At 43.3% G+C, this 16,760-nt stretch carries 14 protein-coding genes; 8 read left to right on the top strand and 6 right to left on the bottom strand.

The genetic code is table 11. The annotated features are described in order from the left end of the window. The first annotated feature begins 61 nt into the window (after window positions 1-61). Window positions 62-442, top strand: coding sequence for a VOC family protein (locus FO442_RS13445; RefSeq protein WP_144333716.1), 381 nt, complete (start codon window positions 62-64; stop codon window positions 440-442). A gap of 284 nt (window positions 443-726) precedes the next feature. Here the strand turns inward: FO442_RS13445 and FO442_RS13440 are convergent, their stop codons facing one another. The 4 genes from FO442_RS13440 to FO442_RS13425 form a co-directional block, all read right to left on the bottom strand. After that, a complete protein-coding gene (locus tag FO442_RS13440) occupies window positions 727-1,344 on the bottom strand; it encodes a porin family protein (RefSeq protein ID WP_144333715.1) in 618 nt (205 codons plus the stop codon). A gap of 298 nt (window positions 1,345-1,642) precedes the next feature. After that, window positions 1,643-3,580, bottom strand: a complete 1,938-nt coding sequence (locus FO442_RS13435) for a tetratricopeptide repeat protein (protein ID WP_144333714.1) — start codon at window positions 3,578-3,580, stop codon at window positions 1,643-1,645. Window positions 3,581-3,736: 156 nt separating this feature from the next. Further along, on the bottom strand, window positions 3,737-4,201 hold the full coding sequence (locus FO442_RS13430; protein ID WP_144333713.1) for a ferritin-like domain-containing protein: 465 nt from the start codon (window positions 4,199-4,201) through the stop codon (window positions 3,737-3,739). A 44-nt stretch (window positions 4,202-4,245) separates the two neighbouring features. Beyond that, window positions 4,246-4,842 (bottom strand): DUF4142 domain-containing protein, encoded by a 597-nt coding sequence (locus FO442_RS13425; protein ID WP_186280123.1) that lies wholly within the window; start codon window positions 4,840-4,842, stop codon window positions 4,246-4,248. A 467-nt stretch (window positions 4,843-5,309) separates the two neighbouring features. Between FO442_RS13425 and cphA the strand changes: the two genes are divergently transcribed. Genes cphA through ligD form a run of 5 tightly spaced genes read left to right on the top strand, consistent with a single transcriptional unit; the run spans window position 5,310 to window position 13,121 of the window. Beyond that, entirely contained in the window at window positions 5,310-7,940 is a 2,631-nt protein-coding gene (gene cphA, locus FO442_RS13420; RefSeq protein WP_144333711.1) for a cyanophycin synthetase, read from the top strand. A 16-nt stretch (window positions 7,941-7,956) separates the two neighbouring features. After that, window positions 7,957-8,823, top strand: coding sequence for a cyanophycinase (locus FO442_RS13415; RefSeq protein ID WP_144333710.1), 867 nt, complete (start codon window positions 7,957-7,959; stop codon window positions 8,821-8,823). After that, complete coding sequence (locus FO442_RS13410) at window positions 8,816-9,742, top strand: isoaspartyl peptidase/L-asparaginase family protein (RefSeq protein WP_144333709.1); 927 nt, start codon at window positions 8,816-8,818, stop codon at window positions 9,740-9,742. The genes FO442_RS13415 and FO442_RS13410 overlap by 8 nt, the downstream gene beginning before the upstream one ends. Before the next feature lie 20 nt (window positions 9,743-9,762). Continuing rightward, on the top strand, window positions 9,763-10,542 hold the full coding sequence (gene ku / locus FO442_RS13405; RefSeq protein WP_144333708.1) for a non-homologous end joining protein Ku: 780 nt from the start codon (window positions 9,763-9,765) through the stop codon (window positions 10,540-10,542). A 2-nt stretch (window positions 10,543-10,544) separates the two neighbouring features. Next, the gene (gene ligD / locus FO442_RS13400) at window positions 10,545-13,121 is read left to right on the top strand and encodes a DNA ligase D (protein WP_144333707.1); all 2,577 of its coding nucleotides are present in this window, start codon (window positions 10,545-10,547) and stop codon (window positions 13,119-13,121) included. A gap of 3 nt (window positions 13,122-13,124) precedes the next feature. On the opposite strand, the gene FO442_RS13395 is transcribed toward ligD, so the two are convergent. Continuing rightward, on the bottom strand, window positions 13,125-13,604 hold the full coding sequence (locus FO442_RS13395) for a hypothetical protein (protein ID WP_144333706.1): 480 nt from the start codon (window positions 13,602-13,604) through the stop codon (window positions 13,125-13,127). A 164-nt stretch (window positions 13,605-13,768) separates the two neighbouring features. After that, complete coding sequence (locus FO442_RS13390) at window positions 13,769-15,256, bottom strand: T9SS type A sorting domain-containing protein (protein WP_144333705.1); 1,488 nt, start codon at window positions 15,254-15,256, stop codon at window positions 13,769-13,771. Window positions 15,257-15,787: 531 nt separating this feature from the next. On the opposite strand from FO442_RS13390, the gene FO442_RS13385 reads away from it, so the two are divergent. Continuing rightward, window positions 15,788-15,940, top strand: coding sequence for a lmo0937 family membrane protein (locus FO442_RS13385; protein ID WP_144333704.1), 153 nt, complete (start codon window positions 15,788-15,790; stop codon window positions 15,938-15,940). 150 nt (window positions 15,941-16,090) lie between these two features. Then, entirely contained in the window at window positions 16,091-16,666 is a 576-nt protein-coding gene (locus tag FO442_RS13380; RefSeq protein ID WP_144333703.1) for a helix-turn-helix domain-containing protein, read from the top strand. Window positions 16,667-16,760 lie beyond the last annotated feature (94 nt).

The following is a 16,760-nucleotide window of genomic DNA, read 5'->3' as shown; positions in this document are numbered from 1 at the left end:
ATCAGTAGCGACTGATAACTGCAGTATTCAATCATAAAAAGAAATTTTAAAACAAAAAAATATGATACAACGAGAAAAGATCTTCAGCAGCTTTTCAGCTGAGGATACAGATGAAGCCTACTTTTTTTATAAAAATGTGCTTGGTTTGGAAGTGGATAAGGGAGAAATGTCCGTTCTCACTATCCGGATCAATGAGGGAATGAAAATCATTATCTATCCGAAACAGGACCATGTTCCGGCCACTTTTACAGTAATGAATATCCCGGTTACGGATATCGATGATGCAGTGGAGGAATTGACAAAGAAAGGGGTGGTTTTCCTTCAATATGACATGGCATATATTAAAACGGATTCAAAAGGGATTGCCCGAAACGAACACGGTCCTACTTTGGCCTGGTTTACAGATCCATCGAAAAATATCATTGCCCTGATCCAGGAGTAAACCGGTCTGTCAGATTCAAAAAAATATGTAAATCCCCGGGATAAAAATGTAAAAGACAAACAGGGGTACCGAATTAATTTTGAGAACCATAGAGTTGTAATAGCACAATGATTTGGTTTAGTTTAAGTTTTTAGTGAAAGAGGGGCTTTTAGCTCCTCTTTGACGTTTAAATAAGAAGAGCTCAAGAGGATGAATCCATTCCGGTGTAATTCCGGAAATCCCGAAAAGCTATAAAAAAAGTCCTGACTCATGTGCCAGAACTCCTTTTGTTGATCGATTCATTATTAGATCCCAAAGGCGACTCCCAGTTGCACTCCGAAGTTAGAATTGTATTGGTTATCGCGAATGGATATAAAGCCGGTATAGTAATTAAAATCCGTGTTCAACCAGATATTTTCCGCCATCTTCCAGTTAAATCCCAGAGAAGCATTCACCCCGATATCGAATTTATTGTAAAAAGAGGCGACATCAACTTTTGAACCACCTTCAGCATCGGTGTCACTTACTGCGTCCAACAGGAAACCCAGGGAAGGACCTACGGTGATTTTCGGGCGGAAATTATCCTCAAACTCCCCGAAATAATATGCGAATTTCATCGGAACACGGATATATTGCAGAGTCAAATCTGCTTCGGATCCCGCACTTTCTACGCGCCCTCCTTCCATAGACCAAAGTACATCTGTGGTAAAGCCTACATGTTTCATAGAACTGTAATTGAAAATCAATCCGGCGCTCCAGGACGGTTTGAAGATGTCTGTTCCGGTCGTGTTCCGGATTCCGGTGTGACCAAAACCAACTACCGGTCCGAGTGAAAATGTTTTTGTTGCCTTTCCGGGCGCATCCTGCGAAAATGCTGTAGCGCATGTCACGATCACTACAGTTATTGTTAAAATTTTTTTCATATTCGGTCATTTTTAAATATGAAATAAAGATGAACGGATTGGGCTGTTTTCGTGTTATATCTTAATCCGGGAAGCTTACATAACTCACAGTTTTAAAGATTTTTAAGGAAAGGATTCGAGTTGGGAGCATGGGATAATTCGGCTGATTTATCCAAGATTAGATCTTCCGGCAGACCTGTCCCATTTCTCCAAGTTTATGTGGTTTTTCTATCCGAATATTGCGGTATGATTATGATTCTGTTGAAACGATGAGGCTGTTTTATTTCCTGTTGATTTTTTTAAGAAAGAAGTAATAAGATCAAACCCGGATTCCCATGATGCACACATCATCCACCTGTTCGATGCCGCTTTTCCAGTTCTCGAACGTCGATTCCAGTCGTGCTTCCTGGGAAGACATCGGTAACGGTGCATTTTTAAGTAACAGTTCTTTCAGCGGAGTGTACTTGAATTTCTTCCCTTTTTCGCCGCCGAACTGATCCGCATATCCGTCTGTGAACAAGAATACGAGATCTCCTTTTTGCAACTGTAGTTGGTGGGTTTTGAATGGCTGCGGATCAAAAGAACTTCCGATCGGTTGTTTATCCGCGGTGATCACATGCAATTCTTCGTTTGAAACATACCACAAAGGATTGTTGGCTCCAGCCCATTCAATTTCCAGTGTTTTTGTGTTGATCGAAGCCAGGGAAATGTCCATTCCGTCTTTTACATCCTTAGGGCTCTTGGCAAAGGTTTCCAGTACGATCTCCCGCGTTTTGTCGAGGATTTTTCCGGGGGCTGTCAAACCGAATTCCATCACGGCCCGGTTGAGTGCGGTACTGCAAACAACGCTGACCAATGCTCCCGGAACGCCATGTCCCGTGCAGTCTGCAACAGCAACCAGGATGAGATTTCCGGTTTTTTCCATCCAGTAAAAATCTCCGGCAACAATGTCTTTCGGTTTATAAAGAATGAAACTTTCGGGAAAATGGTCTTTAAAAATATCGATTGGGGGAAGGATTGCGTCCTGCAGGCGTTTCGCGTAGGTGATAGAGTCGAGGATTTCTTTTTGTTTTTCTTCGACCAGGTCTTTTTGACGTTCGATGATCGCTTTCTGTTTCCGGGTAATGCGCAGGCGGTTGATAACGATAACGGCAAAGACCAATACCAGTAAAGATCCGCCGATAACGGAAAACAGGATCACTTTCTGGACGGCCAGGCGTTTTTCATGCTCTTTTTTGTCAATTGCCTGTTGTTTCTCGAATTCGTAGGAAAGTTCCTGTCGGATCAATTCCTGCTGACTTTCTTCATTGGTTACTTTGTCCCGCATGCGAATGTACAGTTCATGCATTTCAAGTGCATCCCGGAACTTCCCCAGTTTTTTATAATCTTCGTACAAAGAAAGACTGGATTCCCGCATCGCAGCAGCGGCATCAACCTTCTTTGCCAGTTCCAAAGCCTCTTTGTTATACTGAATCGCTTTTTGGAGATCTCCTTTTTTATCGTAAATCTTTCCCAGGATATTCAGCACCTCGGGAAGTCCTAGTAAATTCTCCGATTTTTCATAGTAGGGAATACTTTTTTCATTGAATTCCAATGCTTTTTGGTAATCTCCCATATCAAAATAGGTGACTCCGATAAAGTGGAAAGACATTCCGAGGCTGTAATCATCCCGGAGCGACTGGTAGATTGCGATGGATTTTTGATGGTAGTCGATCGCTTTGGAATAATTCTTCCGGTAGCGGTAAATATTTCCCAGGTTAGAATAAGACAGGGCAATTGACGAAGAATCCCCACGCTGTTTATTGATGATAAGAGCGCGTTGATAATATTCACCCGCCTTCCTGTATTTTCCCTGCTCATTGTAAATCACCCCGATGTTATTCAAGCAGGAAGCGATCCCTTTTTGGTCTTTGAGTGATTCCATGATCTTCAGGCTGCGGGTAAAGTAGGTAATTGCACGGGTATTGTCGCCTCTTAAAGAATAAGAAGCACCCTGAACGTTCCATGCAGCTGCCTGGTATTTCCGGGAATGCATTTTCCCGGCCATTGCATAAAGTTGATCGGCGTAAAAAGATGCGCTGTCGGGATACGTATACAAGTATCCATACATGCAGATTTCGAGCATAGCTTCCAGCCGGATGGTGTCTGCTTTCCCTTCATTGTTAACAATTTTCCAGAGTTTTTTCATGTCCGTCTGAGCGGAAGAATAGAGGTTCGGGAAAAGGAGCAGGAAAAGGAGATATCCTATTTTCTTCATAATGCGTAGCGAAACAGATCGGTTAAAACTAAGAAAAATAGTGATATAAACTTTTTTTGCTCGTCTCAGTTCAAAAAAGTAAGGACTATCTTTTCTGGAAGATAGTCCTTACCGAATAGTGTTTCAGAAAAGTTAAAACACGTATATGTAGATCGATCAAGCGGCGTTATTTGCAGCATCACGCAGCTGCTTGATCTTGTCGTGCCCGGATTTGATCTTAGAGTACTGTTCTTTTACGATCAACAAATATTCGGTTCCGTTTAAAGCGTCACTGTCAATCTCTGTTTGGTACGTTTTTACCGCGGCATCTTCCCCGAACTCACAGGAGTTCAGGATGGCTTTTCGGTCTTTACTGGTCAGAGCGGATTTGATATCCATCCAAATGCGGTAAAGTTTTCCGGAAACAGTAGTTCCTTCAACCGGGGTTCCTCCCAATTTGGTAATTTCATGTACCAGTTCACGCCGGCATTCCTGGCTGGTTGTCATCATTTCCGAAAAAACACTTCTCAGATCGTCCTGGTCTGTTTCCTGTGAGGCTGTTAAATATCCCTGGATGCGATCGTTATTGATCTGTACCAGGTTGTTCAAACAGTCTACGATTTCTTGATTATTTGTTGCCATGTTGCTTGTTTTATGTTAGTTATTTAATTTTGACCCCGCCCAGCCTATTTCATTGCTTTACATTTCTCCTTGCAGATATTGGAATTCTCCAGGTGCGCACGCAATGTCGGTATCATGGAGGTTGCCCAATTCCGGATATCCGGGTCTTCTGCATTGGAAGAAGCATTTTCAAACTTACGAATGGCGCTTTTGTGTCCTCTGACCATCATGTTGCAGTATTCCTTATCGAAATCCTTCCCGTTTTCTTCGTTCAGATCATCGTAGGCATCCTGGCCGTCTTCTGTTAGTACTTCCGGAATGGTGATTGATTTACTGTCTGCCAGTTTTTTCAGGTCTTTCATTGCAGCTGTGTGTTCCTTCACCATCATTTTACCTAATTCTTTGGTATCATCCATCATTCCTTTTTGCTGTGCCAATTCTCCCAATTTGATTTCCTCCAGGTTTATTGCTGCAGCCTCTACCAGGAAATTGGCATCTTTTTCTGCTTTCCGGTCATCGAAACGCTCATCGTTTTGTTCTTCCGCAATCTCTTTCGGATCATCCGGATTGTTGTTTCCACACGCATGGATGATAAACAAGCCCAGACTTAAACCTCCTAAATAAGCCAAACTTCTTCTTGCTGTTAATCTTACATTTTTCATGATCATTTTTTTTGGTTATAGACATATTTTTCTTACACCCACATACCAAGCAAGGTGCTATCAGTGAGAGTACTAAAATTCAGGAGCTTTGGAAAAAATCCTGTTACACTTAATTTTTGAAAATTTGCACTATTCCCACTTTAAAGTTTTGTAAATTGTATATCCGGCATAGTGAAGAGCCTGTGTTTATCAGGAGTTTCTTTTGTTCGGTAAAAGGATTTTGCAGGGGAAGATCAGAGGCAGTGGAAATGGGATTTTTAGCTTTTTTTAATAGATTGCCGTAAAGCAGGCATTCTTAAAAAAACACAATTATAGGATTTATGTAAATCGACCGCATAATTGTGTAAGTAAGCAGTTTCAATACCGCCCTATTTTTACCTGAGAGGCTTATGGGGATTGAAATTCAGTCGTTTATTGCTGGTTTTTTCAGCCCGGAAGCAACAGGCACACTATTTAATTCATAAATCATGGAAATTAAGAATATTCAAGTAATGCGAGGACCTAATTACTGGTCGAATTACAGGCAGAAGCTCATCGTAATGAAATTGGATCTGGGGAAGTATGAAGAACTCCCGACCAATAAAATTCCGAAGTTTTATGAACGAATGATGAAAGCTTTGCCGTCCTTGCACGAACACCGGTGTTCGGAAGGAAAAGCGGGCGGTTTTTGCGAAAGAATGCAGCAGGGAACCTGGCTCGGTCATGTCATCGAACACGTTGCCCTGGAATTCCAGGTACTCGCAGGGATGGATTGCGGCTATGGAAGAACGCGATCTACAGGAGAGCCGGGAGTTTATAAAGTAGTTTTTTCTTATTGGTCCGAAGAAGCTGGAATTTATGCCGGAAAAGCGGCTGTAGCATTCGTAGAAGCGATCTCGGAAAAAAGACCGTTTGATGTGAAACAGACGATACAAACGTTAAAAGAGATTTGGGAGGATGAAATGCCCGGACCAAGTACCCAAACTATTTTGGATGAAGCAGTACGCAGGAATATTCCGGTTACAAGGCTGGATGATCACTCATTGTATATGCTTGGTTATGGGCGAAATCAACAGGTTTTTCGAGCGACCGTAATGGGAACAACCAATAACCTGGCAGTAGAATCGGTTGCCTGTAAGTGGTTCACGAAAAATCTGCTCGACAAAGCAGGAATCTCAGTTCCGAAAGGTGTCGCTGTGAGCGATAAAAAAGAATTGGAAAGAGCGATAGAGGAAGTTTCTTTTCCCTGGGTTATCAAACCGATCGACGGGAATCATGGACGCGGGATCACGGCCAATATCCGGAACAAAGAAGTTGCCCTGAAAGCAGCGAACCAGGCGTGGAAGACTTCGGATAAAATTATCATTGAAGAATACGTGGAAGGGGCGGACTACCGGTTCCTGGTGATCAATTATAAACTCATTGCAGTTGCGAAGCGCACTCCTGCCTGTGTATGGGGAGACGGACAATTGACTATCCGCGAACTGATAGCGAAAGAGAATGCACATCCGAACCGGGGATCGGGACACGAAAAAGTGCTGACGAAAATTAAGATCGATTATCATACCAAAGCGCTTTTGAAGGATGCCGGTTTGAGTTTGGACGATATTCCGCCCTTAGGAAAAGAGGTAATGCTGAAAAAAACGGCCAATCTTTCGACGGGTGGAACTTCTACAGATGTGACGGATAGTGTTCATCCGTTCAATGTGTTCCTTGCAGAGCGCATTGCCCGCCTGTTCCAATTGGATGTCTGCGGAATCGATATCATGGCAAAAGATGTTGCAGATCCCATTCAAAAAGGAAATGGTGCTGTTATTGAAGTAAATGCCGGTCCGGGTTTCCGCATGCATACGCATCCTTCCGTAGGAACTCCGCGCGAAGTGGCCAAACCGCTTATGGATATGCTTTTCCCGGATCATTCCAACGGACGGATTCCCATTGTGGCAATTACCGGAACAAACGGAAAAACGACTACCACCCGTTTGGTAGCTCATATGGCACAGCATGCGGGTAAAAATGTCGGGTATACGACCACCGAAGGAGTTTATATTAACGGACACACAATTGCAGAAGGAGATTGCAGTGGTCCGAAAAGTGCGGGCATGATCCTGTCAGATCCGATCGTGGATTTTGCGGTGCTTGAGTGCGCCCGCGGAGGAATTCTCCGTTCAGGTCTGGCCTTTGATGAATGTGATGTCAGCATTGTAACCAACGTGACGGAAGATCACCTGGGAATCGATGATATCCATACGCTGGAAGATTATGCACAGGTGAAAGAAGTTGTAGCGAGAAGTACTTCCGATCAGGGGTATGCGGTGTTAAATGCCGACGATGACCGGGTGTATGACATGCGATACGCGGTTTCTTCCAAGATCATTCTTTTTAGCCTTGATCAAGAGAGTGAACGAATAAGGAGACACTGTAATGATGGAGGAATGGCCGTTTTTGTCCAGGATGGTCATTTCGTTGTTCAAACAGGTGAAACCGTAATCAGGATCCTAGCTGTGAACCATGCTCCGATCACTTTAGGAGGGAAAGCAGAATTTATGATAGCCAATGTTTTGCCTTCGATTGCTGCCGGAATTGTTTCGGGATTTAGTATAGAAGTGATCCGGACGGCATTAACCTCGTTTATTCCTTCCACGGAACTGACACCGGGAAGAGTGAATCTTTTTGAATTTCCTCATTGTCAGTTGATGCTTGATTACGCCCATAACGTGTCGGGTTTTGAAGCCATCAAGGGGTTTGTTGGAAAAATAGAAGCGGCTTCCAGGATTTGTGTGATAGGCGCTACCGGTGATCGCCGGGATGGAGATATCCGCAACCTCGGGAAATATGCTGCAAGTATTTTTGATGAGATCATTATCCGGCATGATACGGACGGAAGAGGAAGGACCAACGAAGAAATGACGGAACTGATCATGCAGGGAATTTTGTCTGTGAAACCGGAACCGCGGGTTGAAGTTATCTCAGATGAAGCTGCGGCAATCGAGTTTGCAGTTACGAATGCACCTCAGGAAGCTTTTATATTCGTGTGCGCAGACCATGTAAAACACTCCATCGAATTGGTGCGGAAATTACAGGATAAATTGCTTTACTCGATGTCCAAAGTGTCTTAACTAAAAATAAATCCACATGATACCCAAAGGCAGACTTTTACTTATCGGCGGGGCAGAAGATAAAGGCGAAAATCAGGTCCCGATAGCGGTGCATAACAAACAGTTTGTGCATCTTGAAATATTGAAAGAATTGGTCTCTGCCAAATCATTGGATGACCGCATAGAGGTCATCACGACCGCAACCGGTTTTCCTCTGGAAATCCGTGCAAGTTACGAGAAAGCCTTCGGCAAAGTAGGCTATACGAATGTCGGGTTTTTAGACATCCAGAGTATCGCAGATTCAAAGAACGCGGAATACCTGGATCGTGTGAATAAAGCAAGTACAGTGATGTTTTCCGGGGGCGACCAATTCAAGATTGCGACCATAATCGGGGGTTCTCCCATTGCGGATGCCATATATAAACGGTACAGGAACGACTCGAAATTTACCGTTGCCGGTACCAGCGCCGGTGCGATGGTCATGTCAAAACTGATGATTCAGAGCGGTGGTACGAACGAAGCTCTGATCGATTATGACTTACGCATTAGTTCAGGCCTGGGCCTGATCGAGGATTGCATCATAGATACGCATTTTATTCGCAGGGGTCGTTTTGGAAGACTCGCACACGCTGTAATCTCGAATTCCAATCAAATGGGGATCGGATTGGGTGAAGATACGGCCTTGTTGATCCGGAAAGGCAAGAAAGCACAATGCCTGGGATCCGGTATGGTCGTGATCATTGATGCACGTGAAGTGGAACAAACCAACGTGTATGACGTGGAGAAAGGTGACCCGATCTATGTGGACAATCTCCGGGTGCATCTCCTGGTCCGGAATTGTGAATTCAATATCCACACCAGCAAGTTAAGTTACTCACATTTAAAACACTCAGAAGATGAATAGAATTGCCATTGCGATCCACGGAGGCGCCGGACAAAACAGCGAATTCATTGAAGCCAACTATGACGGCTATATGGAAGGGTTGAGAACCGCTATAACACGTGGACACGAATTATTGATAAACGGAGCTTCTGCCCTGGATGTGGTGGAAGCAACCGTGCGAATCCTGGAAGACGATCCCTTATTTAATGCCGGCAAGGGTTCTGCGCTGAATACCGATGGAAAAGTTGAAATGGACGCGGCGATCATGAACGGCAATACCCTTGCCGCAGGTGCCGTTTCAATGGTTACCCTGGTTAAAAACCCGATTTCCCTGGCACGGAAAGTAATGAGTAACACCAAACACGTTTACCTGGCAGGATATGGTGCACTGAAATTGGCAAAATTGAACGGCCTTGAATTGATGCCGGAAGATTACTTTATCGTTGAAAGACAACTGAATGATCTGAAAGAGGAAAAGAGTTATGGTCATGGAACTGTTGGCTGTGTAGCCCTGGACTCATGCGGAAATATGGCTGCCGCGACTTCAACGGGTGGTTTGACAAACAGCCTTCCGGGAAGGGTAGGAGACAGTTGTATGATCGGGGCCGGTTGTTACGCAAATGCACATTGCGCTTGTTCCTGTACAGGCGATGGTGAACTGATCATTATCAATGTGATTGCGCACCGGGTGGCCGACTTACTGGAACTGAAGGGAATGCCGCTCCAGGAAGCATGTGATCAGGTGATTTGCAATATAGACAACCCGATCAACGGCGACGTAGGAATGATCAGCGTTGATATTCATGGAAATGTGGCTTTTTCATTCAACTGTGACCGGATGCACCGGGCAAAAATTGATCATACGGGAGAATTGGTGGTAGATATATACCAGCCGGATAGCCTGTTGAGACCTGATAATCCCGTGAATGGACATTCTTAAATGAACGTAATTTTTGAATTATGAAAGCAATCTGGAAAGGAGCGATTAGTTTTGGACTGGTCAATATTCCTGTAAAATTATACAGTGCTACCCAGCAAAGTTCATTAGACCTGGATATGGTAGACCCGCGAGATATGAGTCACATCAAATTCAAACGCATCAATGAAGATACTGGAAAAGAAGTAGCCTGGGAGCACATTGCCAAAGCGTACAAGCTTAAAGAACAGTATGTGCTGCTGGATCCTGAAGATTTTGAAGCTGCAGCACCAGAAAAAAGCAAGATTATCCAGGTAGATCACTTCGTGAATGAAAGCGATATCGATACCATTTTTTTTGAGAATTCTTATTACATAGAACCAGAAAAATCAGGTGCGAAAGCTTATGCCCTGATGCGGGAAGCCCTGGCGAAATCCAAAAAGGTCGGAATTGCACAATTTGTGCTGCGAACCGCCGAAGCATTGACTGTTTTAAAGCCGCGCGGAAATGTGTTGGTTTTAAGTAAAATCCGTTTTGCACAGGAAATCCGTGAAACAGACGAATTGAATCTGCCAGCAGCTTCAGAAGTAAAACCGGCAGAATTGAAAATGGCACTGGCGTTGATCAAACAATATACAAGTCCGTTCAGTATAGATAAATTTAAAGACGAATATGCAGCTTCATTATTAAAAATCATTCAAGCGAAAGCAAAAGGCAAAAAATCAAAAGTACCGACACTGAAAGTAGTCCATAGCAAGTCGAAAGACCTGATGGAACAACTCAAAGCCAGTTTGCAGAAAAGTAAATCATCCAAAGCATCGTGATTATGGCACTCAACCTTTATCGCAAAAAACGAAACTTCGGGGAAACTCCCGAACCTTCCGGTAAAAAAGAAAAAGCATCGGAAAAATTTACTTTTGTGGTTCAGCGTCACGATGCTTCCCATTTACATTATGATTTCCGCCTGGAAATGGAGGGAGTGCTAAAAAGTTGGGCAGTCCCGAAAGGTCCGTCAATGAAAGCGGGGGAGCGCCGTCTCGCGATTCACGTGGAAGACCATCCGCTTGCGTACGGCAAGTTTTTCGGAGAAATCCCCGAAGGAAATTATGGGGCGGGTATTGTTGAAATCTGGGACAATGGTACGTATGTTCCTTTGGAACCGGACACCGTCAAATCGGCAGAGAAATTGTTGTTACATCAGTATTATAAGGGGGATCTGAAATTTATTTTGAATGGAAAACACCTGAAAGGAGCTTTTGCCCTGGTACGTATGAATGACGGAACGGACAAAAACTGGCTGCTGATCAAAAAGTCGGACGAGTATGCAGTGAAAAGCTACAATATTGCTTCCATTGATCCGGTAAAGCCCTTTCACAAAAAGAAAACTTCCGGCTCAAAAGAAAAAGCGACGGCTCAAAAGAAAAACAAACCGGCAATTTCCAAGGACCTGGAAACGGATGCTGAACCCGAAATACCCAAAACGAACATTGAAAAAGCCTGGCAAAAGTTGAAAAAGCCTATGCTGGCAACACTGTCCACTTCCCATGAGGACAATCCGGATTGGATGTATGAACCGAAATATGACGGATATCGGGCCGTAACAAAAATTAATCGGGGGAAAGTGGAAATCGTCTCCAGGAACGGTAATTCCTTCAATAAGCAATATGCGGCATTGATTCCCGAACTGGAAAAATTTGAAGACGACCTGATCCTGGATGGAGAAATTGTGATTGAGGACAACAAAGGAATCAGTAATTTCCAATTATTGCAGAATTATATCACTACAAAGAAAGGAGTGTTGCGGTATTATGTTTTTGACATCCTGTACCTGAATGGGTACCCGGTAACAGAGCTGCCGTTTACCCAGCGCAGGGAATTACTCGAAGCTGTTTTTGCTAAAGTGAAACTGGCGAATGTTCAGCCTTCACCGGTTGTCAAAGGAAAAGGAATGCAATTGATGAAACGCCTCACCAAATTAGGTTATGAGGGAATCATTGCAAAAGATAGCCGCAGTGCTTATTTTTCAGGGGTACGCTCCGATTTCTGGTTAAAGATCAAAACCCGTCAGTCGCTGGAAGCTGTCATTTGTGGATATACAGCACCGCAAAACAGCCGTAAGTTTTTCGGATCGTTAATTTTAGGGATTCACGACCACGGAAAACTGGTATATATCGGTAATTGTGGTACAGGATTTACCGAAGCGACACTGGAAGAATTGCATCAGCAGTTCGAAAAGCTCAAAATATCGAAAAGCCCCTTTGATGCGCCTCCTAAAATGACCGGGCAAAAGGGAAAACCGACCTGGATCACACCCCGGTTAGTTTGCAATGTTGAATTTGCAAACTGGACAAAAGACAAGCATTTACGTGTCCCCGTTTTTATGGGGTTGCGAACAGATAAAAAAGAATCGGAAATTATGATAGATAACGATACACAACCGGATGAAGCCGGAAAGAAGGCATCTTTTTCGGTAAGGAAATACCAGGAGGACGACCAGGAAATTCGGATTGGTGGCAAGAAGCTGAAGGTTACGAACCAAAATAAGATCTATTTTCCTGAAAGCGGGATAACCAAAGGAGAAATCATCGATTACTATCGAAAGATCAGCAAATGGATACTTCCTTACCTGAAAAACCGGCCGGAATCACTGAACCGGCATCCGGGTGGAATTACCAAGCCCGGGTTCTATCAAAAAGACATGGATACCGGCCAGATTCCGGAATGGGTGCGTACGGAAAAACAATACTCGAAATCCAATGAGGAATACCTCGATTACCTTATTTGTGATAATGAAGCTACGCTAGTGTACATGGCAAACCTGGGATGCATTGAAATCAATCCGTGGCATAGCACATTCGACAAACCGGATTATCCCGATTACATGATCATGGACCTGGATCCTGGGGCGATCGGTTTCAAAGAGGTGGTCCGGACAGCCCTGAAAATCCGGAATATTTGCATGGAGATTGGAATTGAGACTTTTTGTAAGACCAGCGGTGCAACAGGTCTGCATGTATACGTCCCATTAAAAAAGCGCTATACTTATGATGAGATCAAACTCTTTGGCGAATTGCTTGCAACGGCCGTTCAACAGCAATTACCTGAAACGACGAGCATCGAACGGACTGTTTCCAAGCGAAGTGATAAGGTTTACATTGATTTCCTTCAAAACCACAAGGGGCAAACCATTGCCGCTGCATACAGTGTGCGACCGAAACCCGGAGCAACGGTTTCCACTCCGTTGGAATGGACGGAAGTCAATGCGCGCCTTGACCCGAAAGAGTTTACCATTCACACGATTTTCGACCGCATAAAACAAAAAGGCGATCTTTGGAAAGGTGTATTGGGAAAAGGTGCGAATATAGAGAAAGCATTGGGAAAACTGGAGGCAATGCTCGCTTAATGGTTAATGCCGCGCCACTCCCAAATGTTTTCCTTCAATAATCCGTTCCACGTGATCGATCTCTTCATCGCTTCCATCATAAAATAGCAGAAAACGACCTTCTTTGAGGTGTTGCTCGTATTCCACGTGATCCTCTTTTACTCCCAGATCTACCAGGATGGTTGTTAATCCACCGGTTACAACTCCAACCTGAAAACCGGCCAGTGCCCCAACAATTGCTCCTGCACCAAACAAAATACCGAGTCCGGGAATAGCAAACAACCCGACGCCGGTCAGTACGCCCAAAGTTGTACCAAGCACGCTTCCTACAGCTACCGGAGCTGCCACCAAAGCCTTATTGGATTTGACATGAACATGGTCGTCCACAACTTCTGCCTGGCCAACCAGGGAAACTTTTGACATGTTGACACCACTTTCACGCAATTCTTCCAGTGCTTTCACAGCTTGATCGTGCGAATCGAATATGGAAATGCTTTTTTTCATGATTTCGGAATTTAATGGGTTATACCTTCTAAGTTACGTTAAATCTGAAAGGAAAAGGGATAATGTTTGTTAAGATAAATTTTACCAGTTGAACAAAAAACATCGGAAAAGCAGAGAGCCACTTGTCAGCAGACAAATGGCTCTCCACTCCGGTAATATAGTTGTTAGTGAATAATCAATTTACCTGAACCGGAGCTGGTTTTTCCGGACACCTTGTAGAAATAAATTCCCGGATTCCCCGATAAGTCGATCTCGGTCCCGGCTGCTGAAGGAGTGTATTCAAGAACCTTCGATCCAAGCTGGTTATAAACCGTTATATTTTCGATTGTCTCCGAAGCGGAGATCTGCACTTTACCCTTGGACGGATTCGGCCAGGCTGTCAATCCGACTAGTTCTGATTTTTCATTCAATCCAAGTGTTTCAGGTGCAATTTTCACCAGGTACGCATCTCCGTAAGCGGAAATCCATCCGTTACTTTCTGCAAGGTAATTTCCTTTGCCGGTTATCAGTACCTGATTGTCGGAAGTAGCGATGCAGGAAAGCCCCCAGCAATGTGAACCGGTGTAAATCGATCCGTTGTAGTAAGGCCCGACTTGATTCATAGCATAAGCATTCAGGATCTGACCGTTGTCATTGATGCAAAACAGCGCCATTTGAGCACAATTTTGGGGCGCATTGGTTGCATCGTTGAAGTTTTGGTCGATTTCCCCGGCTGCAACAAAGCCATTTGCAAAAGGTACCAGGTGATCGCAGAAACCGAAATTGATATCGTTTCCATTGTGAGTTGTAAGAATGGAAATGGATAAACTGTCACCATTATTGGATGCTACCTTTATCACAGAAGGATAAAGAATATTATTCTGCGACCAGGAGCATGCGATGAGATAATCTCCGGCATTATTTTTTACGAGCCCCACGCGCTGATCTTTCCAAAGTGCATTGCGCACATATTTTTTTGTCCAATGAACAGTTCCATCGGAAGTTGCCAGTTTGGTTACGGCCAGGTCATACATCCACCAATCGGCACCGACATATCCGGTCATAACCACATCAGACCCGTCTTCCATGATAGAAGTTACTGCGATGACTTCCCCGGCATAGTCATGAGACCAGCTTGCCGTGAGACTTCCCGGGGTAAAACGTTTCACAATAGAAGCTGAACTTTGGGTATAGGATAAGATATAATCTCCGTTTGAAAGTTGCGTATGGGCCAGGTAACTGTAATTGGAGGCAGGTCCCATCGGTCCGAAAAATGTGGAAATGGTATCGCCGTTCATCTCGTTTAATTTCACAAAAGTGAGACGTCCGTATCCGGTTTCAAACACTCCGTATAAATCATCGTTGATATCATGGTACAATTTAGCCAGGCTGTTGAAACCTCCGTAGCTTGCATCATAATAACGTACCCAGAGTGAGTCTCCGTTTGCATCTACTTTAGCCATATAAGCTGTTCGCGGAGATTTTTCGGCAGTTCCCCCGATGAGGTATCCGCCGTCGCTCGTTTCAATCGTAGTTCGTGCGGTTTCAACTGTGTTGTTGACTGCGTAGTTTGAATAGGTATAGTCTTTTTGCCATTGGATCTGAGCAAAAGAAAAGCCGGATACTGTTCCAGTGAGCAAAACGATCAACAGGTATTTACTGAAATTTTTCATAATTGTAGAATGATGATAACAGATGCAAAATTGCAGCAATGGGAAAATTTCGGCAATACGGTAAATGACGTATTTTTTTTGGGGATTAGGATTGAACCCCGACAGATAACGGAGGCAGAGGTTTGTTTTTTTGATTATGCGTTGTGAAAAATGTCCTTGTTTGTAATGGTTTTTGTAATTAAGTGGACATAAAACGTTAAAAATAATATTAAAAACAATTACTTTATTTAAATATTTAACATTTCCAAAATATATATAAATGGAGATAGTTAATGTTGTAAACCATTGGATATTCACATAAGTATATTTGAACAGAAGACATGAAAATTAGATTTTGAAAGTAGGTAACCCTATGTGGTAAATCGAGTGGTTAGGTAAAAGGGGCGAAAGCCCCTTTTAAAACTTTATTTATCCGGGGAATGAGAATGGTGTGGCAGAAACGGGGTTTTGTTTCCCTTTTCATAGTATAGTTTTTAATTGATACCGGGATTCTGAAAAAGTTTTAGGATCTAAAACATTAAAAAGAAGATTATGAGAGTAGTAATAAGCACATTATCCATTTTGGTAGGCATGGGATGGTCTATCGGATACTTTAAATTTGAAGAAGGAGGATCTTTTCACTTGGCACTTGTCGTTGCGGTGCTGGCCTTGGTTATGCAATGGCTTCCAAGCAGTAAACCTTAAAAAATGAATAATTGAGAATACAGTATAGGTTTTTTTAATCAAGTGAGTTATTGATTTACGCTACGGGTTTTTAACGAACTGGATATTAGTCAAAAAGTGTAATTTGCATGAAAATGCAACTCTGCAAATTTAACGTTATATACAATTGTAGTGAAAATTTATATAAAGCACATGGTCGGCACGCGTTGCTGTGACAGGATAGGCGAAGAACTGAGAAAATTAGAAATCGGGATGCCGGAAATTAGTCTGGGCATGGTAGAATTTCACGAAGAATTGGATGGGGCACAATTACTTCGATTAAAAGAAAGTCTTTTAGAATTGGGATTTGAGGTGGTTAGTTCCGAACAAAATGACCTTTTGGATCAGGTCTCGTTTTTGATTAGGAATCTGATTTATCAGAAACCGGAAATGGACATTGGTCATTATCCGACATACATCGAAGCGGAACTGGATCTGAAAGATTCTGATCTGATGAGGGTGTTTTCGCAGGTCCATGGAGTGGATTTAGTCCAATATGTGGCAATTCAGCAAGTTGAACGGATCAAAGAAATACTGTTGTATGAGGATGTTCGGCTGAATGAAATCGTTGAGATCTTTCATTTTAAGAATAAAGTTCATCTGACGCAGATTTTTGAAAGAATAACCGGTTTAACGCCAGCTTATTACAAAAAAATAAGAAAAAAGCGTGAAAAAATACGAATGGAAACACAGACAATTGAATACTAGAAAGGTGTGAAAGAAAAGGGGACCGGCACAACCCCAATATGGACATTGAAAATTGGGTAGAGACAATTCAGTAACTGAATTAGGTGAGTCATTG

It is taken from the genome of Fluviicola chungangensis, from assembly GCF_007558725.1.
GTDB lineage: Bacteria > Bacteroidota > Bacteroidia > Flavobacteriales_D > Crocinitomicaceae > Fluviicola > Fluviicola chungangensis.
Note: the sequence above shows the minus strand (reverse complement) of the source record. Positions and strands in the feature narration are given on the sequence as shown.